This is a genomic window from Gimesia sp. (genome assembly GCF_048260065.1).
Lineage (GTDB): Bacteria > Planctomycetota > Planctomycetia > Planctomycetales > Planctomycetaceae > Gimesia.
Genome location: NZ_JBLXHC010000001.1, coordinates 141,938 through 166,419, shown reverse-complemented (window position 1 = coordinate 166,419; position 24,482 = coordinate 141,938). Strand labels below are relative to the sequence as shown.

The following is a 24,482-nucleotide window of genomic DNA, read 5'->3' as shown; positions in this document are numbered from 1 at the left end:
TACCAGTCTTTAACGCTTCACCTTACACCCGGGAACAGCGGATTCAAACTGTTTGACGCCGTCATCGGTCACCTGGGAAAAGCTTAACTGCAGCTCCTTCAAATTCTTCAAGGCTTCCAGTTTTTTTAAACCGGCATCGGAAATATCTGTCTTACTCAAATTCAGATATTCCAGTTTTTTGAGCGGCAGTAACTGTTCCAGTCCCGCATCGGTAATCGGAGTCCCCTCCAGGTTCAGCCGATTCAGTTCTGTAAATCCAGAAATGATTTTCAAGCCTTCATCGGTCGTTTCCGTGCCCCACAAACCCAGTCGGGTCAGCTTCTTCAGGTCCTTGATCTGCTCCAGTCCTTTATCGCCAATCATCGATTCATCCAGATCCAGATAAGTCAGATCAGTCAACCCCGAGAGATACTTCATTCCTTCATCGGTTACCACGGTATCCCGCAGATGAAGTGTCTGGAGTTTTTTCATATTCTGAATGTTTTCAATCCCGGGATTGCCGACAAAATCCCGCCGCAGATGCAGGGCTTCCATGTTGGTCATGTCTTTCAGATACTTCATCCCTTCATCCGAAATTTCTGTATCATCCAGTTCCAGAGACACCAGATTTTTATCCTTCAACAACTCCAGTGTCTCGTCAGAAATATTTCTTCCCCATGTATTCAAACGCTGCAGATTCGGAAGGGCGGCGACATCCTTCATGCCCTTATCCGTCACCTGAGTCGCCTGGACCTTCAGGACTTTCAGGTTTTTCATCCCCTTGATATGCGGCATCCCCTCATCATTGATTTCTTTATTGAACCGCAGATCCAAATCTTTGAGTTCCGGGAATTCGGCAACCACTTTCAACGCGTCATTGGTAATGTTGGTTGCCCGCAGCGAGAGCACCTGCAGGTCTTTCAGATCCGACAGATTCTTAACCCCTTCATCTCCCACAGCCGTACTTTCCAGACTGAGAAACCAGAGATTCTTTTTCTTGCCAATTTCTTCAGTAGCGACATCTGTAAAGTTAGGCCCCCAGAGGATCAACCGTTCGAGGGAAGGCAGACCTGCCAGATGCTTCAGATCCTCGTCCTTCGCATTCGTCCCCTTCAGATCCAGGATCAGCACGCGGCCATCATCGGACATGCCCAGTTTGGCATCCAGGTCTTTAAATACCTTGACTGCTTCCGGCGAATCAGGTTCGACAGCGGTCTTCTGTTTTTCTGTTTCTGGTGCCGGCTCACTTTTCGCAGTAGAAACGGCTTTCTCCGGATCAGCGGGTGGTGTACTTGCAGAGGGACATCCTGTTAACAGACATGCTCCAGCCAGAGAAAAACCTGCCAGAGAAAGAAACACTCTTGTCTTCATCCTGATATCCTTTGTCATATTTGAACTGGTTCAAATCTGGTTGCATTCCGGGCGAATTTTATGTTCAGGCGTTCTACCTGCCGACCGACATGGTCAGCGTAATTCTGCCTGTCATCAAAGATTCATAGAACCCTCTTAAGATGCTAACAATGATCCCCAAAATAGAGCCCAGACCAAAACATTGCAATTCAATGACTCTGTTTTCTGTAACTACTTGCGATTCCCGGAGCAAACCGGCTATACTCGATAGCATAAATAGACTTCGATGTGTTGACTTGAAATTTTGTTCCGTTTACCTCCCCGGTAAGTTCGATTGCCGCCAGTTATTCAAGGATCTTGAAGTGAAACATCGCCTCGCCTCTCCCGCTCTCCTGTTTTTCTGTCTGACATCCCTGTTCGCGATTCTCCCTCAGGAAATTCAGGCAAAAGACTGGAATACTTATCTCGCAGACCGGGAACGTGCAGGGGCCACAACCGACTCCATTTCGCTTCCGTTGACGCCTGCCTGGAAATATGTTGCTCCCAGCCCGCCTAAGACAGGTCAGACCGATCCGGGAGAGCGTGTGATTGAAGGGCACGATCTGGAATCGCGCGTTGATTTTGATGCAGCCTTCCAGGTCGCCATCGCTGACGGACGGGCCTATTTTGGCTCCTCGGTCGATCATATGCTGCGTTGTGTCGATCTGAAATCAGGCAAAGTTCTCTGGACCTGTTTTACTGGCGGACCAGTTCGCCTCTCCCCCACTGTCAGCCAGTCTCGCGTCTATTTCGGTTCGGATGATGGCTTCGTCTATTGCCTCGATGCGAAAACGGGGAAAGAAATCTGGAAACTGCGTGCCGGACTGAACGAAGAAATGATCATTGCCCGCGGGGAAATGGTCTCGCGCTGGCCCGTTCGCACGAATGTTCTGGTTGATGACGGAATCGCTTATTTCGGAGCGGGAATCTTTCCCCATGAAAATATCTATCTGTACGCCGTCGATGCCAAAACCGGTAAAGTCATCTGGAAAGTAGATAATCTCAGCCAGACTTCAGCAGGCCGCAACGAACTCTCTCCTCAGGGTTACATTCTGGCAAATGACGAATTCCTGTTCTTCCCCTCAGGGCGTTCCCTGCCGGCTGCATTCAATAAAAAAACCGGCGAGGAAGAACACAAACGCTCTTACAGTTGGCGCAGCACTGCAGGTGGGGTCGTGGGGGGAACACAGGCGCTGCTCGCCGATGGTCAGATTTATTCCATGGGTGCACACCATATTCTGGCGTTAACTCAGGATGAAGGTGACATCGGTTATGCCTGGATCAACGGGCAACAGATGGCCGTTCAGGGAGATTTCGCCTACCTCGCAACGGGTTCATCGATCCTGAAAGTGAATCGCAGCGAACACGCTGTTGGCTCTCAAAAAGCCCACAAAAATGACATGACCATTAACGACCTGTTCAAAAAACTCCGCGGCCTGAAAGGGAAAAAAGCGGAAGAAGTACGGGCGGAAATCAAAACGTTACAGGACGAAAATAAAGCATTTGCGAAAGCGGGTCTCATCTGGGAGATCGCAGCTCCTTCCCGTAACGCTCTGATTGTCGCCGGTGATAAAGTGATTGCCGGTGGAGAAGATCAGGTATTGATCATTGATGAAGCCACGGGAAAGTTGCTGGAGACATTAAAAGTCAAAGGAGAAGCACGCGGGCTGGCGGTTTCCGATGGCGAACTGATTGTCAGCACATCAGCGGGCGAAGTCATCGGGTATGGTAGTTCAAAGTCTGCTCAACCTGTTTCACAGATCAATACAGTCACAGCGACATCACCTTATCCCGAAGATGACCTGACTCCTGTCTATCAGCAGGCAGCCAAAGATATTTTAACACACACTGATATGAAAGATGGATTCTGTCTGGTTCTCGGTAGTGAAGAAGGTCGGCTCGCCTATGAACTGGCCCGAAACAGCAACCTGAAAATCTACTGTATCGAACCAGATCCAGCAAAAGCCGAACTGTCTCGGCAGAAACTCAGCCAGGCCGGCTATTATGGTCATCGTGTGACCGTTCATCAGACCGAACTCTCTCCGCTGCCTTACTCACACTATTTCGCAAACCTGATTGTTTCCGACTCTCTGCTCAAAACCGGTCAGATTCCGGGAATTCCCAAAGACATTGCCACGCATGTGAAACCACTGGGGGGTACCATCTGTCTGGGAATTCCAGCGAATTCACAGGCCGAGAAGGTCGAGAACACACAACTCATGGACTGGCTGAAACAGACCGGACTCGCCGACACTTCGAAAATTAATGACAAACAGGGTTACGCCACTCTGGTCCGGGGCGCTCTGCCTGGTGCAGGCAGCTGGTCTCATCAGTACGGCGATCCAGGCAACACCGCCAGCAGTAAAGACCAGCTGGTTCGAGGCGGACTGGGAGTGCTCTGGTTTGGTGATCCCGGCGAAAAGAAGATGGTCAACCGTCATGAAGGTGCAGTCGGTCCTCTTGCTATCAACGGCCGCCTGTTTATTCAGGGTGAAAGCACCATCATGGCCTTTGATGCCTACAATGGTCTGTTTCTCTGGGAACGGGATAATCCGCAGGCCATTCGAACCGGCGTATTTCAGAACCAGAATCCGGGGAACCTCGTCGCCAGCGATGACAGCCTGTTCTTCATGATGAAAGAAAGCTGCTACCAGCTGGACGCAGCCACTGGCAATACTGTGGCGAAAATTCCCCTGCCGGAAAAACTCAATGACGGCAAACACGAATGGGGGTATCTCGCCTATCAGAATGGTCTGATCTTCGGAACCGCGACGACACGCAAAGAACTCGAAGCCCGACAGATTCGCCGCGGTCGGAAAACGGAAGATTCTACCGATGCGTTGTTCGCCATCGATGTCAAAACCGGAAAGCCAGCCTGGAGCTATCAGGGTAAAAATATCGCCCATCATACAATCGCAATCGGCCCTGAAGCCGCCTACTTTATTGACAGTTCCATCACCAGTGAGCAGCGTGCTGAAATTTTGCGTCAGGACAAATCGCATCTGAAAGAACTGACCGGCAAGGAACGTGAAATCGCCGAAGATCGACTGAAAAAACAGGACCTGCGGCTGGCAGTTGCCCTCGACATCAAAACGGGGGAGAAACTCTGGTCGAAACCCGTCGACGTGACGGACTGCAGTGAAATTGGCATTGGCGGCGGAAAACTGACACTACTGTACCAGAACAATGTACTGCTGCTCTGTGGAGCCAATGCAAACGGACATTACTGGAAACAGTTTATTGCCGGTGATTTTTCCCGCCGACGACTGGTGGCCCTGAATGCCGGAGATGGGTCCCTGCTCTGGAAAAAAGATGCCAACTATCGACATCGCCCCATCGTTGTCGGAGATAAGATCATCGCCGAACCCTGGTCCTACGACCTTTACACCGGCATACAACACACGCGTAAGCATCCATTGACCGGCCAGGAAGTTCCCTGGAGCATCATGCGGGAAGGTCATCACTGCGGTATGTTATCTGCCTCCGAAAACCTGTTGATGTTCCGCTCCGGATTCACAGGTTTCTACGATCTGGAGAAAGACGCCGGCACCCGGCATTTCGCCGGCCATCGTACCGGTTGCTGGATCAATGCGATTCCCGCCAACGGGCTGGTGATGATCCCCGAATCGAGTGCAGGCTGCGTCTGTCTGTTCTCGATCTCTTCCACCATCGTGCTCGAACCGCGCGAAGAACGTACCCACTGGACGATCTTCAGCTCTGTCGGCCCCAAAACTCCAGTCCAGCATATGGCATTGAACATGGGTGCCCCCGGTGACCGTCGCGATGCACACGGAACGGTCTGGATGGCGTATCCCCGACCGAAACCAAGCCGGGAAACCGGCCTCGACTTCAAATTTGATATCCAGCCTCAATTCAACCAGGGGGGAGGTTATGAAAGCCTGAATGAAATCACCCACCCTGTCAAAAATGCAGAGCCAGGCTGGGTCTACACGTCCTGGGCGCGCGGCTTGAAAGCCTGTACGATTCCTCTGCTGGGCAAAGACGATGCGCCCGCCACCTACTCGGTAGAACTCTCCTTCTCTGGCCTGGAACCGGTTGCCATCAGTGAGCAGCAGGAACCACCATTATATGAGATCAAACTGCAGGGGAAAGTGGTTCAAAAAGATTTTAATCCTCAGTCTACGAAGCCAACCCAGACACTCAAATTTGATGGCGTTTCCGTCAAAGATAACTTACAGCTCGAACTGGTTCCGCAAAACGAATCTGCCAGCCAGACTCCCGCAGCTTTAAGTGGAATTGAAATTATCCGCTCAGATTCATAGACTGACAGGCAGATCCAACTCTTCTGCCCGCTCTCTACTTGAAGCGAGATAAAGTGAAATTTCATCTGAACCGCAAATCAGCCGTTATCTGTCTGATCCTCATCCTTACAGGCTTCAGCAGGTTGTCGTCAGCCTCTGCGCTGCAAATCACTCTGGATCCACCAGGCGACCGGGAGTTCGTTCGCGATCTCGCCGGCATGCTGGATGAGCCAACGACAAAAAAGATCAAAGAGATCTGCGATAAGCTGCTCACGGACAAAGCCACCCCCATTATTGTGGTCACAATCGACTCGATGGCTCAGCATGGCGGTGCTGACATGCGGATTGAGACCTTCGCCACGATCCTGTTTAACCAATGGCAGATCGGGCATGCCAAACTTGGCGATCAGGACTGGAATACGGGGATTCTGCTGCTCGTTTCCAAAAATGACCGCAAAGCCCGTATCGAACTGGGAGCCGGCTGGGGGCGTGAGGATGATGCCCAGTGCCGCCAGATTATGGATGACTACATTATTCCGCACTTCAAACAGGGACAGTTTGACCAGGGAATCCTCGCGGGGGTCGAAGCCCTCGATAAGATGGCACGCAAGCTGGAATTGCCCGCGAAGCCGGTTTCATCCTGGACCTACGTTATTATCGCTGTGGCTGTTGGCCTGGCGATTTTCACCGTCGTCTCTCTCATTCGTCGAGGTTCCAGTGGCTGGGCCTGGTTGTTCTGGGGAGTCGTGTTTGCTGTCATCGGGGCGATCCTGTATCAGATGCTTACCAATAGAGGAAACAGTGGAGGCGGCTTCGGTGGCGGTTCCTTTGGCGGCGGATTTTCCGGTGGTGGGGGCGCTACGGGCTCCTGGTAATTTTCGTACTCTCTTTCCCTGACACGCGACGGCCTTAAGATAAAGACATATTTCATGCAAAGCGCATTCAGTTATTTAAACGAAGAGCAACAGCAGCAAGTCGAGCAGGCGGTCGTCGCAGCGGAAAAGCAGACATCCTGCGAAATCGTACCCGTCATTGCAACGTCCTCAGGGCGGTACGATCGACCGGAAGATGTCGTGGGGCTCTGGTTGACAATTGTGACAGCTCTCTGCCTCTGGTATTTCTTCCCCCGCAGCAGTGGTCAGACGGGAGACTGGGGAGGCATGCCCATCGTTGTTGAACTCTTTCTGGCGGCCATCATGCTTGCCATCGCGTTCATTCTGGGCGCGATCGCCGGTAGTCGAATTGGCTGGCTGAGACGACTCTTTACTCCCCGGGTTCAGATGCAGGATGAAGTCGCAGCCCGTGCCCGGGAAATCTTTTTTGATAAACGCATCCATCATACCGAAGGGGGGACAGGCATCCTGATCTACATCTCCCTCTTCGAGCATATGGCGGTCGCTCTGGCAGACCAGTCCGTCATTGACAAGCTTGGTCAGTCCTTCCTGGATCAAACCTGCCAGAAACTCACGACGGGACTGCATTCCGGAAATCCAACCGCCACTCTCTGCGAAACCATTCTGGAAATCGGCAGCCAGGCATCAGTCCCACTTCCCCGCGCCGCAGACGATCAGAATGAACTTCAGGATGCACTGGTTCTGATTGACTGAGCGACAGGTAAGACATACTTTACCACCAGTCTGTCTCTCACAGCCGTGCTTTACGAAGATCTTATCCTGCTGCAATCTTTTAAATTGACGGCTGTTGATGTTCGTTGAGAACGGGTATAATAATAGTTGAAACCGGGTTACTTCTATCAGCTTTTTGCTGCAGGGAAGCTTTTTAATTACCAGAACCGGGCAAGTCTAAAATCGAAACCAGAAAAGGATCATCAAATGACCAACCGCAATCGAATGGACGAACTGATCGAAGCGCTGGAGCAGCAGAAAGATGAACTCGCTTTGAAAATTCATCTGGGTAAACAGGAAGCAAAAGATGAATGGAATAAGGTCTCAGATCGTCTGGATAAATTAAAAGATGATTACAAACCCGTCAAAGATGCCATGAAAGAGTCCGCAGGCAGCGTGGCTGATGCCCTGTTCAATGTCGGCAAAGAAATTCAGGAAAGCTTTCAGCGGATTCGGAAGTCACTCTGATCACTTGCTTTCAAAGTAGGGATTAATTACCGACTTCAACCACAGTGAATTCAAACGCAGCCCCGGAATACCAGCGGGGCTGTCTGCTTTGACGGTCAGCCTCTGTTTGCCTTCTTTGAGTGAAATCGTTCCCACATTCTGTTTGAAGAAGACGTTCTGACTGGGAGTCATTGGGAGACGACATTCCAGCTTTGTTGCCCCCGCATTGATCTCCAGTTGCCCGGTTGCAGTTGCAGGACTGCTATAACCATAGCTGGCGATCACTTCATACGTGCCCGGTTTCAACACATCCAGTTGCCAGGTGGCGCTCCCCTCGTCTGATTTCCAGCCATCGATCGTATCCCAGTCGTAACCGTCGAATGAATACTCCAGATCATCCCCTTTCAAAATCGCCCAACTGGGTTGCAGCTCAACAAGCGGCTCCTCTGCATCGCCGACAGGAATCGCCGCTGGCTGGTAGTTCTGGCCTTCCGTTACATCCTGAAACCAGCGGAGAAACTCTCCACGCAGTTCGCTGACCTTCTCCGGATATTGACTGGCCACATTCTTTGTCTCGCCGGGATCTGCCTGGAGATCATAGAGCTGACCTTGAGGCTCCCCCTCTTTTTCCTTTTTCCCCTGCGGATCATGGCCCACCAGCTTGAAACGGGAACCATGAATGGACCAGCGATGAAACGGATTCGGTGTGTAGCGATCCCAGGTGTGATACAGATATTGGTGAGGCGACTTTCCGCCCCCCTGCTCCATCAATGACAGGATCGATTTCCCATCCAGTTTCAGGTCACTGGGAACCGGGACCCCCGCCAGTTGACAGAATGTCGGAAACAGATCGGTCTGGGCCACCATCGCATCGGTTGTTTTTCCTGCCGGAAAGTGATCGGTCCAGCGGACCACAAACGGAACGCGGGTCCCCCCTTCATAGGCACTCGCTTTACTCCCTTTGAGCCCGGCTTTAAAGCCTCGACTCACGCCGCCATTATCGCTGGTATAGATCACGACCGTCTCCTGATCGAGATTCAGATCGTGCACGGTCTGCAATAAGCGACTTAGATTCTGATCGATCCGTTCAATCATGGCGTAGATCCGGGCTTCCCGCAGTGGCAGCCCTTTCGCAAGATATTTTTCAATCAGCTTGTCCCCTTCCGGTTGACCATAATGAGACGTATCGAGCAGGAACGGAGAATGCGGTGCATTGTAAGCCAGATAACAGAAGAATGGCTGCTGCTGATTGTGCCTGATGAAATCAATGGCGGCATCAGTAAACAGGTCGGTCACATATCCCCGCGTCTCCACGGGAGTCCCGTTGACGACTACCTGATCGGGATTGGTATAGCGTTCAATGTGTCCGTGATAATGTCCAAAGAAATGATCGAACCCGCGACGATGCGGCTGATACTGCGCGTAACGCCCCAGATGCCATTTGCCGAAAAGACCTGTTTTGTAGCCCGCTTTCTGCAGGACCTGCGCGATCGTCGTTTCATTCGGACCGAGTGTGTCTCCGCCAAAGCGGGTATTGTACAGACCGGTTCGCAGATAATGCCTGCCCGTCATCAACCCGGCCCGGGTCGGCGCACAAACCATGTTGGCATAAAACCGCGTAAAGGTGACCCCTTCGGCTGCCAGCTTTTTAATCGTCGGTGTTTCGATCTTGGGGTTACCGGATATCTCCGTATCCCAATACCCCTGATCGTCGGTCATGACCAGAATAATATTCGGTTGCCGGGATTTTTCTTTTGCCTGAAGGGACTGGCTGTCCAGGCAAAGCAGACTGGAAACAAGTAGGAGAATCATACTCAGAAGAATACGTCGCGGGTTCATAAGTCAGATTACCTTCGCAGAGTCATTCTTAAGGTTTCACTATTCAGACAGAGGATTCACAACAAAAGATCGCATCCTCTAACGAGTTCGCAGATAGATTAAGTAGCCGCCAATAACACCATGAAGCAACAGGACAAGACCGGCACACCAGGTTTTCCCCTTAAGGGACGCAGGCCAGACGAATACGATTCCGGCTAACAAAGTGACCGTAAAGATTAAGGCTTCCCACTGAATCAAGACTGCGTCTGGCGATGCCATAAATGTAATCATGATGAACAATGCATAAATCAGGTCATTGCTGGAGACGCCGCGCACGAGAAAAGAATAGAGAACAAAACAAATCTCTGGGACCCAGACAGCGAGCACGTATAATGAAATTAATACGATGGCCTGTAAGCCCCGATTATGATGTTCGATCGCGTTGGTTTCGATGGTCAGATTCTCGGACATCAGCAGTCCCTCCTCATCGAAATCATATTCGCTAACCGAACTGTTCACCAGTTCTCTCTCATTTCTTTATCTGAATTAAGCCTGCTTCAGGCAATTTTCCAGATATTCACGGGAGCGATTAATCTCCGCGGTTACCTGTTCTGCTGTCGGCAGAATGGGAATGCCGCGCGGTACCGGGTGCATAAAGATTTCCGTCCGTCCCTGGTAATTGATCTTCTTGAGCGCCGCCAGCAGAGGGACGAAGTTTAAATCTCCCCGTCCGGGTAACTGCAGCAGTTCCTGTTCTTTCGGAAGTTTTTTGGTACAGCCCATGCCATGCTGCCAGGCCTGGAAGTGCAGCAGTCGATCATCCAGGTCGGTGATCAGCTTACCGATCATTTCCGGGTCCTGTTCCAGATGATACGGGGCGAGCGCCATGCCGAAATTCTTCGCGGGCAGCATTTCCATCAGCCAGCGTTGTGTGTCCGGATCGTTGATCAGTCCGCCGCCATGATTTTCCAGACCGATCATCACTCCTTTTTCTTCGGCTGCAGCGACGTGCGGTTTGAGTTTTTCGGCGAACGCTTTGATCCCCGCTTTCAGCTCGGCCCCTTTCAATCCTTTGGGACCGCCACTGTTGCAGATCACCATGTCTCCACCTAGTTGACTGACCAGATCCATTTCGCCCCGCATGTTAAACAGACCGTATTTGAAGCAGGTGAAGCTACCCAGTTTGATTTTGTACTTGTCGAGCAGCTGCTTCGTTTTTTCAACCCCCAGTTCGTCAATCTGTTCGCGCTGGTTGCCGTGACGCTTCGCCCAGATCTCAATATATTCGGCACCCGTTTTCGGCGTTTCCTGCAGAATGGTTTCCAAAGGCAGTGTGCCATACATACAGGATGCGACAATATAATTCAGTTGGAAAGGCTTCTGTGAAGCTTCTGTCCCGGCTCCCAGCGCCGTTCCCAGTAAACCCGCCGAACAGGCTGTCCCCAGAAGCTGTTTATTAAAATCGCGACGACTGAGCTGATCGTTCATGAATCTGAATCTTTCTGTTGCTGTGAAATCCGAAGCGACTTAAGAAACAACCCGTTCCCCATCCTTCAGAAAGGGAACCACCAGGTGCTTAGGCTGTTGAGTCTCGGGATCGATAATCGGTTCGGGAGAATACTGTGTCACGTAAGCCCGTCGCATTTTGTCGGTGGTATTCGCACCACTGCGATGAAATGTCAATGAGCTGAAGACTGCCAGGCTGCCTGCGGGAACAACTGCGGTCACACCCGGTTCTTTACCGAAGTAACCGGTTTTGTCGCCGGTTTCCGGATCACGAATGTGCTCGACCAGCGAACGAATACCAACCGTGGAATAAGGCAGAACATCGACCGTCCCGTTTTCCAGAGTCATGTCATCGACGGCGGCCCAGACGGTCACGTAAGGACGATGCAGGAAACCAAGATAGCCGGAGTCCTGGTGCCAGGAAAACTTGATCCCTTTTTCAGCCGCTTTCACGACATACTGATCGTAGAACAGGTACGACGTATCCCCGATCGTGGCTTTACAGATTTCTGCCATCAGATCACTGAATACATATTCTTCCAGCCGCGGCGCCTGATCATATTTCTTCGCGATATGATAGCGTTTGCCACGATGGCTGATGTGAATATGATCGGTCCCCAGGCGATCCATCTCCTCATGCATCAGATCAATCAGGTGATCGCAGGCATCGCGAACAATCTGCAGATGTTCTTCACAAATCGCCCGCTCCAGAATGAAGTAGCCTTCTTCCTGAAACTGTTTTTTATGTTCTTCGGTAATGATCCCGGTCGAGACAGTCATCGTTTCTCCTGAAAACAAAAGAAATGGTTAAGCATTCACGAGTAATAGAAGTCAAAGAACATTAAGTATCTTTGATCTCAAAACCGGCACGCTGTTCGCGTTTGAGCCAGGTATTCGCTTCGGCGTCCCCGACGAACTGTTCCTGCTGTGGATCCCAGGTCAGTTTGCGGCCCAGACGCTGTGAGATATTCCCGATGTGGCAGACTGTCACAGAACGGTGCTGATTCTGCACGCTGGAAATGGGTGTCGCCCGCGTTTCGATACAATCGAAGAAGTTCCCCATGTGATTCACAATCGCATCTAGTTTTCCCATGCGAGGGGGGCGCGAAAGATTATCGTGGGCATAAACATTGAACGATTCCCGAGGCAGAGGATTCTTGGCCAGGTCTTCTACCGGTTTGCCGGCGATCGTACCCCGGTTCACAAAGAGACGTCCCGCGTCTCCTTCGAACATGACCCCGGTGCGACCGGTATCATTGACTTCCAGAACCACGCCGTTGGCATAACGGGCCTTCAGATGGTAATCGAGGGCCACATTGTAACCGTTCTCAACATTCGGGAACGTCGCTGTTCCTTCGATATCAACAGGACCGGAATCCTGCATGCCGGCCCCCCACTGGGCGATATCAATATGATGCGCGCCCCAGTCGGTCATCTGACCTCCCGAATACTCATACCACCAGCGGAACGTGTAATGACAGCGTTCTTTGATGTAGGGAACATCGGGTGTCTGCCCCTGCCACAGATCCCAGTTCAATACAGAAGGAACCGGTTCGGTCTTGAATGGGCCTCCTGTCTTATTTTTACTGAGCGTGACAGTCACTTTCTGCAGTTTTCCAATACGACCATCCTTGATCATTTCGACAGCCTGACGGAAACGATGATCGCTTCGCTGCCAGGTTCCGACCTGAACGACTGCCTTGGTCTCATCAACGACTTTGTTGATGATTTTCCCTTCATCGACGGTCAACGTTAATGGTTTTTCGCAGTAAACGTCCTTGCCGGCGCGGCAGGCATCGATCAGCATTTTAGTATGCCAGTGATCGGGGGCACCAATCGTGACGACGTCGATGTCCGCCTTCTCCAGCATTTCACGATAATCTTCGAACAGAGTCGCTTTTCCACCGAACTGCTTACGGGCCTTCTCTGCAATCTCCCGGTCCACGTCGGCAATTGCGACGATGTCGCCATACTGCTGGGCTTTGTCCGCAATGACCGAACCCTGATACCGCATGCCGATCGAACCGATTTTCAACCGTTCATTCGGATTGCGGGCCTTCTCTGCAGCACGAGCCGTATTCACAAAAACTCCCGGCGCCAGACAGGCCAGGGGCAGCCCGGCTGCTGCTGTTTTAACAAACGTTCGACGAGATAGTTTTTGTGAAGTCATCGCAGTCTCCTCTGATTGATCGAGTGATTTCAAAACGGTTTATCAGTACTGATTTCGTGCCTCATCCAGCATTTTCATCCAGGGGCCGATGTATTGACCATGATCGTGATACGTACGCCCACTGACCATATTGCCGTCAATCACACAGGGTTCATTCACGAAAATGCCGCCACAGACTTCCAGATCAAACTGGCATTTGGGAACGGTCGCCATACGACGCCCTTTCACACAACCGGCACGTGCTGGAATTTCTACGCCATGACACACGGAAGCAACGGGTTTATTCTTCTCAAAGAAATGCTGAGTGATCCGAATCAGGTCTTCATCGTCGCGAATGTACTCGGGAGCACGGCCGCCGCTGAAAAAGATGCCCAGGTACTCTTCTTCTTTGATATCTTTAAAGGCAATATCTGCCTGGATCGTGTAGCCTTCCCACTCTTTTGTGATCGTCCATCCCGGTTTCACTTCGTGGAGGACCATCTGATACAAACGTTTTTCAGGTGCAGCAACCACAGGCTCATAGCCCCCTTCAATCAGTCGATAGTAGGGATAAAGCGTGTCAACAGTTTCGGTTGCATCACCAACAATGATTAGCACTTTGTTCATTCAAAACATTCCTTCTACGTTAAATTCAAGCATTGAATTGGATTCCATTCTACAGGGGAATCCAGACCGGTCATTACGGAATCTCATAAACATTATCAGGTTTTGCGTAGAATATACGACACGAAATCAAAGAATTCTCCTGATTTCAGGCATCTTCTGCAGCTGCTGTATGCATGTAATCAATGCATTTTCGCCCGGAATTCGCCGGGAGTTTCGCCTGCTTTTTCTTTGAACAGCGTGCTGAAATGCTGCGTATGGCGGAAACCGATGCGTTGCGTAATCTGGGAGAGTGATAAATCAGTCGAAGCCAGCAGTTCCTTGGCCCGCTCCATCTGTGTCCGGATGATCTCCGCTTTGGGCGACCTGCCAATCGCCGATTTCATCTGCCGTTCCAACGCCGTTCGCGACATGGGAACCGCTTTCAGAATATCGGAAACCTGAATGCCCCTGCAGGCATTTTCACGAATAAACCGCAATGCCAGCGCCAGTTCGGGATCATCCACGGCGACCACATCGGATGACTGCCGCGTCACGATTCCCAGCGGTTTGATCAAATAAGGTTCTTCAGGAGCCGGCTCCCCCTTCATCATCCGGCTCAACAGCGCAGCTGCTTCATATCCAATGCGGGTCGAATTGAAAGCCACACTCGATAACGGCGGCCGCGCCATCATACACAGGATATCATCGTTCTCGACCCCGACTACGGCGACTTCATCGGGAACGGAAATCCCAGCGCGATCACAGGCATCCAGCAGCCAGAACCCCAACTGATCGGTACAAGCCATAATGCCGACCGGCTTAGGCAGTTCGCGAACCCACTCGACCATCTTTTCCTGATGTTTTTCCCACTCGCGGGGCACTTCGGAATCATCGGGAGAAGAAAACACACTGACGTCATACCCGGCGTTTTTGATGGTTTGAATGTAGTTATCGCGGCGTTGTTCGAAATAAACTTCACTACCAATTTCATAGACACCAAAGTGATGAATGCCCCGCTCCAGAAAATGTTCCGCCACCATGCGACCCATCACCCGGTTATCAATCCCCAGAAAGGGAAAGGAATGTTCCAGCTTGGTGGATCGTAATTCCACAGCCGGTATCCCTGAATTCGTTATGGCATCCGCCATTTCCTGGCTGGTAGTGCGACTGAGGATCCCGTCACCTTTCCAGCGGGAAATCCAGGCGGGAACCTGGGAATCCAGTGAACGAGGCATCACGAAAACAGACCATTCTTCATTTTCTGTTATGTACTGTCGAATGCCATTCAGTAATCCCCGACCGTGTGAACGGGATGTTTCAATCAGTAAAGCCACATGCGGTATCGAAGATTTAGCCATCAGTGCCATCAGTGCCAGTTCAATCGATGTGTGATCTGCATCAGCGATGCAGGCGGGATTTTATTTCAATTCAATGAAAGTAATCTTTTACAGCAACTCCGAATTCTGTTCAATCAAGATCGAAACAGATCGGCAGACTTCGTACAATACTCTTCATAAACTTTGCTGACACCATGACCGATAAGAATTGACTGTGAAAGGCTTTTGTGGACTATCAGATCAAACAGGCTCAGGCCCATGATTTTCTGGAAATCGCAGCGTTGGATCGTATTGCCTGGCCGATAGAACCGGACACTTTTATCCCCGATGGCGAACATGCCTGGAGACTCTGGTGTGAATATGCCACTGTCCTGATCGCTGTTTCTTCGCCTGAAGAAGGCTCTCAGATCCTCTCTGGTGCCCTATTGATGTTTCCCACAAATACGGACGAAATCTTTCTGCATAAAATCATGGTCCATGCCGATTTTCGAGGACAGGGAATCGGCTCCGCCCTGATGAAACAAGCCTTGCAGCAGGCGGATAAGGTTGTATTACTGACGGTGAACCCTGAAAATACACCGGCGGTCAAGCTGTATGAGAGCTTTGGTTTTCAGGTCAGAAAGAAAATTGAAGGCTATTATCGCCCCCATGAACATCGACTGTTGATGGAATTCAAACCTGCGACTTAGTTCAACACATGGATTTTTTATGAATCAGACCGAGCGGGTACTCATCCTGGGAGCAGGTATCAATGGCGTCGCGATTGCCCGAGAACTGCTGTTAAACGGAATTCCCGTCTGCATGATCGACCAGGGGGACCTGTCACAGGGAGCCACTTCCAAATCCTCCCGTCTGGTTCATGGCGGACTGCGTTACCTGGAATATGGTGATTTTTCCCTGGTGAAAGAATCGGTTCACGAACGCGGTATCCTGCTCAATCTGGCACCGCATCTGGTAAAACCTTTGAGGTTTGCCATTCCGCTGGCCCATCGCGCGACAGGTGTCATGTCGTCCGGCCTGCGTTTTCTCAGCGGCTTCCGTGTTCCGGGCGCACACTGGCTCACCACGCAGTTCTCCTTCTCATCGGAACGAGGCATGTATCTCGTCGACATGGGACTCACCATGTATGACTGGTTCGCTTCGAAAGGCAATCTTCCCCGCCACTCGGTTCACGATGTCGGCGAAGCGGGAATGCCAAAGATCAATCAGGATAAATTCCGCTGGCTCGCCTGCTATTCCGACGCTCAAATGCGATTTCCCGAACGGTTTGTCGTCGCGTTATTACATGACTGTCAGAAGATTGCCCGGCAGAAAGGTCTTGAGTTTGAACTCCTCACCTACCACCAGCTCTCCCTGCAAAACAGAAATGCCCAACTGACATCTCTGCTGAATCCCGGCTTCAATCACGAGCTCTTTGTTCCGAAAGTCATCATCAATGCTTCCGGGGCCTGTGGCGATCTGACACTCCAACAGGTCGACGTTCCCTCTCCCCGTCTGATGGGGGGAACCAAAGGCAGTCACATCATCACCTTCAATCAAAAACTCCGCGATGTCTTAGGCGAACAGGCAATTTACTCCGAAGCCAGTGACGGCCGCCTGGTCTTCATACTTCCGTTTGGAAACTCCACCCTGATCGGCACGACCGATGTCCGTGTCGAAGGCAATCCGCTCGACGTCACCGCCAGTCCCGAAGAATTAGATTACCTCGTCGGCATGGTCAACATGGTCTTCCCACAGGTCGGCCTGACGTCGGATGATATCAACTTTCACTATAGCGGCGTTCGTCCCCTGCCTTATCAACCCGAGGGGAAAGCGGCTTCCATTTCGCGCGATCACTCCATCAAAGAATTCGAAGGCCCTTCCGGCTGGATCGTTACTCTGGTAGGAGGAAAACTGACTTCGTGGCGTGCCTTTGCTGAAAACGTTACCGATCGCATTCTCAAAAAACTTGGTAAGAGTTATCACTCCGAATCCAAAACCCGTCTGATCCCCGGTGCGGAACATTACCCGCAAACTCCCGATATCCTCAAAGCGGAACAGGATCGCCTTGCGGAAAAGTATCAACTGTCGCTGGCAAGTATCCAGACACTCTGGACACTCCAGGGAACCATGATCGAAGATATCCTGGATTCACTGCCCGACCTGTCAACAGAACTGCTTCCCGGAACCGACATTCCCCGCCAGTACGTAATCTGGACCATCAACAACGAATGGGTCGAGACCATCGGCGATCTCATCGAACGTCGCCTGATGTTGATCTTCGCTGAACGTCTGCAGGCAGCCACTCTGCAGGCCCTCGCGGAATGTCTGGTCGAAACGGGTAAACTGGATGCAGCCCAGATCCCCGCAACACTCGAATCTTATCAGTCCCACATCCAGAAGTTTTATGGCAAAGCGGTCCACTAATCAGCGTCCAGCGAACCACTTCTTCCTCTCCTGGCTACTCCAGCACTGATGAATTCGACTTAACGGCATCGTGCCACTCGCCATGATCACAGATCAGATTCATTCAGGCTGTGTTTCACGAACAATCCGGAACGCCCCGCGGGACGGTGTTTCCGGCACTCCATGTCCGCGCACATAGGAGGTCAACTGGTCCGCCGGCTGTTGAAATCCCCCTCCTCGCCTGACACGCTCACGCCCCTGATCTGGCCCCGTGGGATTCTTTTCCGGTGAAACAGAATAGTAACCAGGGCTGTAATAATCCTGACACCACTCCCATTCATTCCCATAGATGTCGTACAGGCCAAATGCATTGGGACGCTTCTGTCTGACCGGATAAACCTGTCCCTCGGAATTATTCAGGAACCAGGCATACTGATCCATCTGGTCAGGTTGATCACCAAAGAACCACGGCGTTTCGGATCCCGCCCGACACGCATATTCCCATTCAGCTTCCGTAGGGAGACGATAGCGATCTCCCGTTTTGTCAGACAGCCAGTCACAGAATGCGTTCGCATCGTTCCAGCTGATACTGACCGCCGGCGCCTGATCCTGAACTGGTAAGTCTCCCAGATTTTTCCAGGAGTATTCCATTGTCTTCACCCAGTTGCCATCGGTCATGCCATACCCGCCACTCCGTTCCGCATCGGTCTGATAGTTCGTCGCGTTCACAAATTCACGAAACTGTGCGTTAGTGATTTCTGTGGCACTCATGTAACAGGGGCGAGTCAGACTGACTTGATGCGGAGGCGCTTCTGACGCCGCCGATGTCGCTGCCTGATCTCCCATCTGAAACGTTCCCGGGGGAATCAACATCAACTCCAGTTTGACAGCTGCTTTCCCGGCACCAATGGGAACTTCCAGTTTGACAGGCAGACCAGTTTTCTCAGCATAACTCTGCTGCAGCGGTGCAACAGTAGAATCAGCTGTATTGGATTTCGAGGTACCAGCCGCAACTTCGGAGCCGGACTCCAAATGGTCCGTCGCTGTCGGCTTCCAGGAAAAAGCTCCGATCAGAATCGCAGCGGCAACGGCCAGCCCTCCCCATAACAATCCGCGAGTTGGGAATACGCCCGTCTTTGCCACCTGCTGCGGGTTGGCACTTGCCAGCATGGTCAACTCGGGAACAGCAGGTTGAACCTTGGTCGTGGTACTCGCCCAACTATCTTTAGTGGGTTGCGGTTTTGGACTTTCATCCAGCGGAATCACTGTGGTCTGCCCCTCATAATCCCTTGAGAAGTTTTCCAGATCAGAAATCAGTTCGGTTACGGACTGGTAGCGGTCATCGGGCGACTTTGCCAGCATCTTTTCGAATATCGGATTGAACCCAACAGGAACCTGAGATAGTCGTTCTGACAGGCGGGGAACAGGCTCTTCCCGGTGTGCCAGAATGCGTTCAACGGTCGTTTCCCCCTGGTAGACGGGCTGCGCGGTCAGCAGAAAATAAAATGTGCAACCCAGACTATAAATGTCTGACCGATGGTCTGCCAGCTTCGTATTCCGCGCCTGCTCGGGAGCCATGTAATCAATCGTCCCCATAAAGAACTGACTGGTTGTCAATTCTGTCGGAGCATCAGTTCCCAACACATCCTCTGCCGGCTGCTGCAGTCGTGCCAGTCCCATATCCAGGATTTTCAGGTCCCCCTGATCGTCAACCAGGATATTCGCCGGTTTAATATCACGGTGAATGACTCCCTGACGATGTGCATACTCCAGCCCCTGTGCCACCTGCAGGATGCAGTTCAAGGCATCAGAAAAATCGAGCGGTCCGGAATCGCGCACCAACTGTGTCAGACTCTCGCCGTCAATGTATTCGCAGATCAGGTAATGAATTCCCTGATCTTCCCCCGCATCATAAGCGGTCACAATGTGTGGATGTGAAAGCCTTGCCGCCGTCTGAACTTCACGTTCAAAACGTTTCAGGCGATCGGGTACATGCTGCAGATCCGTGCGAATCACCTTCAACGCCACAATGCGTTTCATCCGGCGGTGCATCGCCTTGTAAACGGTTCCCATTCCACCTGAGCCGATCGGTTCCAGAATCAGGTAATCGGCAATCAGTAATCGTCGCCCGTCGTGGGACAATAACACGTCCGACTGATAGTCGGTGATTTTTCCGGCCTGCATTAAAAAATCAGTCAGCCCCTCAGACGTTTCACAGGATTGACCTGCTTCAGAAGTGTTCTGAAGTTCCGTGAGTTCCTCTTGTGAAAGAATGCCTTCTTCTACAATCCGCCGTTGACACTGTTCCAGGGAAAGAGACTCCGATAGACCTTGCTGCGTTTGGACAACAGCATTATCTGAAACGGCCTGCTGTTCAGCCTGTGCTGTTTCCAGAACAGACACCAGCCAGTCGGGATCAAGTCCGGGAAACAGATCCAGGTAATCGGCAGACTTCGGAGATTCCCCCAACTGGTATCGATGTTCAATTTCCAGTGAGATCAATTCTCTGAGAATCACGTCCCGGTATTCTACCGCGACATGTTCCAGATAGTCATCAATCGAGGGGAGTTCCCCCTGCCTCAACGCTGTCTCGTACTGATTACACAGTTGGTTGATTCTCAGCATCAAGTCTGAAGGCAGCTGTTCGAAATCAGTTTCATTTCGAGATTTCACAAATTGCAATCCTCTTGCCACAGACGGGTAATCAACTGGAGTTTTCGTTCAACGGTTCGGCGGGCGCAACCTTGACACTGCGCAATTTCAGTTGTAGTTTCCCCTTCCATTTTGGCCAATGCAACCTGTCTTAAGGCCGAATCACCTGTTTTGTCTAATAAATTCAGCAGCCGTTCCAGTTCTTCGGCCATTTGAACGGCGAATTCGGGAGAGGGTTGCTGCTGAATTATCTCTTCAAAATCAACCCGCATGGACGTTTGCTTCTTTGTGGTCCCTGCTGCGTCAATTTGTCCACTCCCGCCCCGCTTTTGCCTGTTTTCCAGACGAATCAGATCCACTGATTTGTGCGAGGTAATTGCCACCAGGAGCGGCCATAAATTCTGTCGATCCGTAATCTGCGAAAACCGGCCATTCTGTGCCCCCATGCAGAAACTTTTAAAGGCACTGAGCGCCACATCTTCTTCGTCTGCCATCGCCCGTGGAGCCCCTCGTAATTTTTTCCGGGCGACTTCCACCATTTCCAGAAAATACGATTCCCACAACCTCTGCGCAGCCTGAGCATCACCAGATTTAATCTGGTCGATCCACTGTGTGACGGTCTCTTCAATGACAGACATACTGACATGCTTTCTTGAACAGCACTGCTGAAACTCAGCCCACCATTATATCGTAGAGTCCATGCATTCAACAGTTCCGGTCTCATTTCGCTTAAAGTCACATTTTTTTGCGAAAATTTTGTCGCAACTTAACATTCCCTGACGAATTCCCGGCGAACGACCCCATTCAGACCAGTCATTACCGATTGATCTGTGTACATCACCCGATTTCAGCAAAGAAAGAACCCATGTTTCACAATCCCTCAAACCGATTCCGATATTGCCTCCTTCCGGGTATCACACTGATCGTGAGCTGCCTGATCGCTGCTGACGTGCATGCCCAACAGACCGGAAACCAGCGAGATGATCTCAAACAATTGAGTGATGACTTTGAGGACGCCTCAACCTTGAAACAGTGGTCGCGAATTTTTCAGACGGAACAGAGCAATGCCGATCAACTAGAACAATTCGACATTGGCAAAACGAAACCAGGCTGGATGGTTATGATCCCTTATAGCAGTACCTGGTACATGGACTACCGGGGAGTGCTGGTCTACAAAGAAATCAAAGGCGATTTTGTAGTCACTTCCAACATCCGTGTCGCACGTCGGGGCGGTGATGGCGCACCGCGCAGTAACTATTCCCTGGCGGGACTTATGATCCGCACTCCCCGCGATGTCACTCCCCAAACCTGGAAACCGGGTGGAGAGAATTATATCTTTCTCTCTCTCGGCGCTGCGAATCGCCCTGGATCGTATCAGTTTGAAGTCAAAACGACTCTCAACAGTCGCTCGACACTCGCAGTCACCGATGCAGGAACGCCTGCCGCAATGATTCAGATCGCGCGGATTGGGAACGACTTTATTCTGCTGAAAAAAACACCGGACGGAAACTGGAATGTCCATCAGCGTTATCGCCGCGCGGACATGCCTGAGCAATTACAGGTGGGACTCACAGTTTATACGGATTACACCACAGCCTCCCGTATGAAACCACCTCAACAGAATACGCAGGTCATTCGTAACGGTCGTCCGGACCTTGTTGCCGGTTTCGATTTTGTGCATTTTCAGCGGCCCGCTGTACCTGCTTCATTACAGGGAAAATCACTCTCCAACAAGGCAGAAGTCAGTGATTCGCAGCTTTTACAGTTTCTGGGTGAACATGCCCAATAATTAAGAACATTATTTTACAGTTCCCTGCCGTATTTCGAGCGACAGCCTGTTTGCAATTGATTCGACGACGGGACTATAATCGGTTTAGAAGTCGATTTCGGATCGAATCCGTTTGATATGAGTGTAAGGTACACTCAAAGAATCAATGTCAGGAGTCTGTCAAAATGCGCTACCCGGTTAAAACCCTCTCAATTTTCGCAACACTTGCGATTTTACTGTGTTCTGTCGAATACGCGACCGCTTCCCAGCCTGTCGAAGGTGTTCTGGTGGAAGCTGAAAGTTTCGACCAGCATGGTGGCTGGAAACTGGACACCCAGTTTATCAACATCATGGGTTCTCCATATCTGTTAGCGCATGGACTGGGTCAGCCGGTAGCAGACGCGGAAACCACCATCTCGTTTCCATCCACCGGAAAATATCGTGTACTGGTTCGCACCAAAGACTGGGTCGCTCCCTGGAAAGCCAAAGGGGCGCCAGGTCGCTTCCAGTTAATCATTGATGGCAAACCATTAGACGAAACATTCGGCACTAAGAGCGCGAACTGGTTCTGGCAGGATGGCGGTACCATCGAGATCACAAAACCGGAAGTCAAACTGGCACTGCATGACCTGACAGGTTTTGAAGGGCGCTGTGACGCTATTCTGTTTACCAAAGACCTCAACTATCAGCCTCCCAACGATCTGTCTCCGATGGATCAGTGGCGCAAAGGCATGCTCGGTCTGCCGGATCAACCGGAGAAAACAAAGAAATATGATCTGGTCGTCGTCGGTGGCGGTTACTCAGGCATGGGAGCCGCAATCTCCGCTGCCCGGATGGGATGTTCGGTGGCGTTGATTCAGGATCGTCCTGTATTAGGAGGGAACGGAAGTTCGGAAGTCCGTGTCTGGGCACAGGGACTGGTACGCCGCGGGAAATATCCTCACATTGGTGAGATCATCGCAGAGTTTGCCGATTCCGCTGCTGCTTCGCCCGGCACTTACGAAGAATACGGCGACAAACTGAAAGAAGATGTAATCCGTGCTGAAAAAAATATTGACCTGTTCCTCAACACACGTGCATTTGCGGTGAAAAAAGAGGGAGAGGCCATTCAGAGCGTCACCGCTTTCAACACCAAAACCAGCAAACGGACGGAATTTCTTGGTTCCCTCTTCGCGGACTGCACCGGGCATGGTGAAATCGGATATTTAGCCGGCGCCGATTATTACACACATGAAAAAGGGCACATGGGCATGAGCAACATGTGGACCTGGAAAGAAGCCGATACCGAAAAAACATTTCCCGATGTCAGCTGGGCACTCAACCTGAATATGGAAGACTTCCCCTACCCCAAACGTTTTCACGGGGAGTGGTTCTGGGAAAGCGGTTTTGACAAAGATCCGATCAAAGATCTCGAATCAATGCGGGACTGGAATTTCCGCGCCGTCTACGGTGCCTGGAACGCGATGAAAAACAAAGAGGGCAAAGACAAACATGCCAACGCGGAATTAACCTGGATGGCTTACATCGGCGGACCCCGTGAATCGCGCATGCTCCGCGGCGACGTCATTCTGCGCAAGAAAGACATCGTGAATAAAATCGCCTTTCCTGATGGTTGCGTCCCCAGTACCTGGTCCATCGACTTACACTACCCCAAAAAACAATACATGCAGAAGTACCCGGAAGACCCCTTTATTTCACAGGCTGTTTTTGACAGTCGGGTCGACCGCCGATTCGGCTACCCGGTTCCCTATCGTTGTTTCTACTCGCGCAATATTCCGAACCTGTTTATGGCGGGTCGTTGTATCAGTGTGACTCATGAAGCGCTGGGAACAGTACGCGTGATGAAAACGGGGGGCATGATGGGTGAAGTCGTCGGTAAAGCAGCTGCTGTCTGCACCGAAAAAGACTGCAGTCCCCGCGATGTCTATACTGACTACTATCAGGACCTCGAAAAACTGATGGCCCGCAAAGGTGTCGAACGCCGCGATACCATTGATGGTCAGTTTTATATCCCGAAAGATTCCAAAGAACTGCCTCCTGTCATCGATGCCTATATCGACCCGACAACATTGCCCGGCCTGGTGATCGACGATGAAAACAATAACGTACAGTTCGTCGGAACCTGGACCAAAGGGGAGGGGCTGAAAGGCTTTATCGGCAATCACTACGTTTATCATGGTAAAGGGAAAAAAGCTGAAATCCACTTTAAATTCCAGGTAGAGAAAACCGGAAAATACGAAGTGCGCCTCTCCTACGGGCATCATGAAAACCGCGCGACCAACACACCGGTCACCATTCGCTCACCCCAGGAATCGAAGACCGTCAAAATCAATCAGAGAATCAAGCCACCTTTGAAAAATGGTTTTATTTCTCTTGGTACCTTTGAATTTGAGAAAGGTCAGGAAATTGAAGTCGTCATGTCAAATGAAGGTGTAGACGGCAATGTCCACGCCGATGCGATCCAGGTTCTGCCTGCGGAATAATCAGAACCGTTGAAACATGGTTTGAACTCAACCCCCGAGAATAAACGACTCAGGCAATGTAGATTGCCTGAGTCGA

18 protein-coding genes are annotated in these 24,482 nt (G+C 51.2%); 8 read left to right on the top strand and 10 right to left on the bottom strand.

What is annotated here, in order from left to right; genetic code table 11:
- Positions 1 to 9 precede the first annotated feature (9 nt).
- On the bottom strand, positions 10 to 1,350 hold the full coding sequence (locus ACN0YN_RS00620) for a leucine-rich repeat domain-containing protein (RefSeq protein WP_417383033.1): 1,341 nt from the start codon (positions 1,348 to 1,350) through the stop codon (positions 10 to 12).
- A 341-nt stretch (positions 1,351 to 1,691) separates the two neighbouring features.
- Between ACN0YN_RS00620 and ACN0YN_RS00615 the strand changes: the two genes are divergently transcribed.
- From ACN0YN_RS00615 to ACN0YN_RS00600, 4 genes are all read left to right on the top strand, one after another.
- Positions 1,692 to 5,651 (top strand): PQQ-binding-like beta-propeller repeat protein, encoded by a 3,960-nt coding sequence (locus ACN0YN_RS00615; RefSeq protein WP_417383032.1) that lies wholly within the window; start codon positions 1,692 to 1,694, stop codon positions 5,649 to 5,651.
- 122 nt (positions 5,652 to 5,773) lie between these two features.
- Positions 5,774 to 6,505: a TPM domain-containing protein gene (locus ACN0YN_RS00610; RefSeq protein WP_417383031.1), complete on the top strand. Its 732-nt coding sequence runs from the start codon at positions 5,774 to 5,776 to the stop codon at positions 6,503 to 6,505.
- A 54-nt stretch (positions 6,506 to 6,559) separates the two neighbouring features.
- A complete protein-coding gene (locus ACN0YN_RS00605) occupies positions 6,560 to 7,237 on the top strand; it encodes a TPM domain-containing protein (protein ID WP_417383030.1) in 678 nt (225 codons plus the stop codon).
- 225 nt (positions 7,238 to 7,462) lie between these two features.
- Positions 7,463 to 7,723 (top strand): hypothetical protein, encoded by a 261-nt coding sequence (locus ACN0YN_RS00600; protein WP_417383029.1) that lies wholly within the window; start codon positions 7,463 to 7,465, stop codon positions 7,721 to 7,723.
- Here the strand turns inward: ACN0YN_RS00600 and ACN0YN_RS00595 are convergent, their stop codons facing one another.
- The 7 genes from ACN0YN_RS00595 to ACN0YN_RS00565 form a co-directional block, all read right to left on the bottom strand.
- Positions 7,724 to 9,541: a sulfatase-like hydrolase/transferase gene (locus ACN0YN_RS00595; protein ID WP_417383028.1), complete on the bottom strand. Its 1,818-nt coding sequence runs from the start codon at positions 9,539 to 9,541 to the stop codon at positions 7,724 to 7,726.
- Positions 9,542 to 9,619: 78 nt separating this feature from the next.
- Positions 9,620 to 9,991, bottom strand: a complete 372-nt coding sequence (locus ACN0YN_RS00590; protein ID WP_417383027.1) for a hypothetical protein — start codon at positions 9,989 to 9,991, stop codon at positions 9,620 to 9,622.
- Between the two features lie 75 nt (positions 9,992 to 10,066).
- Positions 10,067 to 11,008 (bottom strand): sugar phosphate isomerase/epimerase family protein, encoded by a 942-nt coding sequence (locus ACN0YN_RS00585; protein WP_417383026.1) that lies wholly within the window; start codon positions 11,006 to 11,008, stop codon positions 10,067 to 10,069.
- A gap of 39 nt (positions 11,009 to 11,047) precedes the next feature.
- Entirely contained in the window at positions 11,048 to 11,806 is a 759-nt protein-coding gene (locus ACN0YN_RS00580; protein WP_350197835.1) for a phytanoyl-CoA dioxygenase family protein, read from the bottom strand.
- Between the two features lie 61 nt (positions 11,807 to 11,867).
- Positions 11,868 to 13,196 carry a Gfo/Idh/MocA family protein gene (locus ACN0YN_RS00575; protein WP_417383025.1) on the bottom strand — a complete coding sequence of 443 codons (1,329 nt, stop codon included), beginning with the start codon at positions 13,194 to 13,196 and terminating at the stop codon, positions 11,868 to 11,870.
- A 42-nt stretch (positions 13,197 to 13,238) separates the two neighbouring features.
- Positions 13,239 to 13,802, bottom strand: coding sequence for a DJ-1/PfpI family protein (locus ACN0YN_RS00570; RefSeq protein ID WP_417383024.1), 564 nt, complete (start codon positions 13,800 to 13,802; stop codon positions 13,239 to 13,241).
- A 179-nt stretch (positions 13,803 to 13,981) separates the two neighbouring features.
- Positions 13,982 to 15,139: a XylR family transcriptional regulator gene (locus tag ACN0YN_RS00565; protein ID WP_417383023.1), complete on the bottom strand. Its 1,158-nt coding sequence runs from the start codon at positions 15,137 to 15,139 to the stop codon at positions 13,982 to 13,984.
- A 206-nt stretch (positions 15,140 to 15,345) separates the two neighbouring features.
- On the opposite strand from ACN0YN_RS00565, the gene ACN0YN_RS00560 reads away from it, so the two are divergent.
- Entirely contained in the window at positions 15,346 to 15,807 is a 462-nt protein-coding gene (locus tag ACN0YN_RS00560) for a GNAT family N-acetyltransferase (RefSeq protein WP_417383022.1), read from the top strand.
- A 19-nt stretch (positions 15,808 to 15,826) separates the two neighbouring features.
- Positions 15,827 to 17,524 carry an FAD-dependent oxidoreductase gene (locus ACN0YN_RS00555; protein ID WP_417383021.1) on the top strand — a complete coding sequence of 566 codons (1,698 nt, stop codon included), beginning with the start codon at positions 15,827 to 15,829 and terminating at the stop codon, positions 17,522 to 17,524.
- Positions 17,525 to 17,623: 99 nt separating this feature from the next.
- On the opposite strand, the gene ACN0YN_RS00550 is transcribed toward ACN0YN_RS00555, so the two are convergent.
- Both ACN0YN_RS00550 and ACN0YN_RS00545 read right to left on the bottom strand, forming a co-directional pair.
- On the bottom strand, positions 17,624 to 20,176 hold the full coding sequence (locus tag ACN0YN_RS00550; protein ID WP_417383020.1) for a protein kinase domain-containing protein: 2,553 nt from the start codon (positions 20,174 to 20,176) through the stop codon (positions 17,624 to 17,626).
- Complete coding sequence (locus ACN0YN_RS00545) at positions 20,173 to 20,793, bottom strand: ECF-type sigma factor (RefSeq protein ID WP_417383019.1); 621 nt, start codon at positions 20,791 to 20,793, stop codon at positions 20,173 to 20,175. Before ACN0YN_RS00545 ends, ACN0YN_RS00550 begins: the two co-directional genes overlap by 4 nt.
- Before the next feature lie 227 nt (positions 20,794 to 21,020).
- Between ACN0YN_RS00545 and ACN0YN_RS00540 the strand changes: the two genes are divergently transcribed.
- Complete coding sequence (locus ACN0YN_RS00540) at positions 21,021 to 21,944, top strand: hypothetical protein (RefSeq protein ID WP_417383018.1); 924 nt, start codon at positions 21,021 to 21,023, stop codon at positions 21,942 to 21,944.
- 164 nt (positions 21,945 to 22,108) lie between these two features.
- Positions 22,109 to 24,406, top strand: coding sequence for an FAD-dependent oxidoreductase (locus tag ACN0YN_RS00535; RefSeq protein WP_417383017.1), 2,298 nt, complete (start codon positions 22,109 to 22,111; stop codon positions 24,404 to 24,406).
- The last annotated feature ends 76 nt before the right edge of the window (positions 24,407 to 24,482 follow it).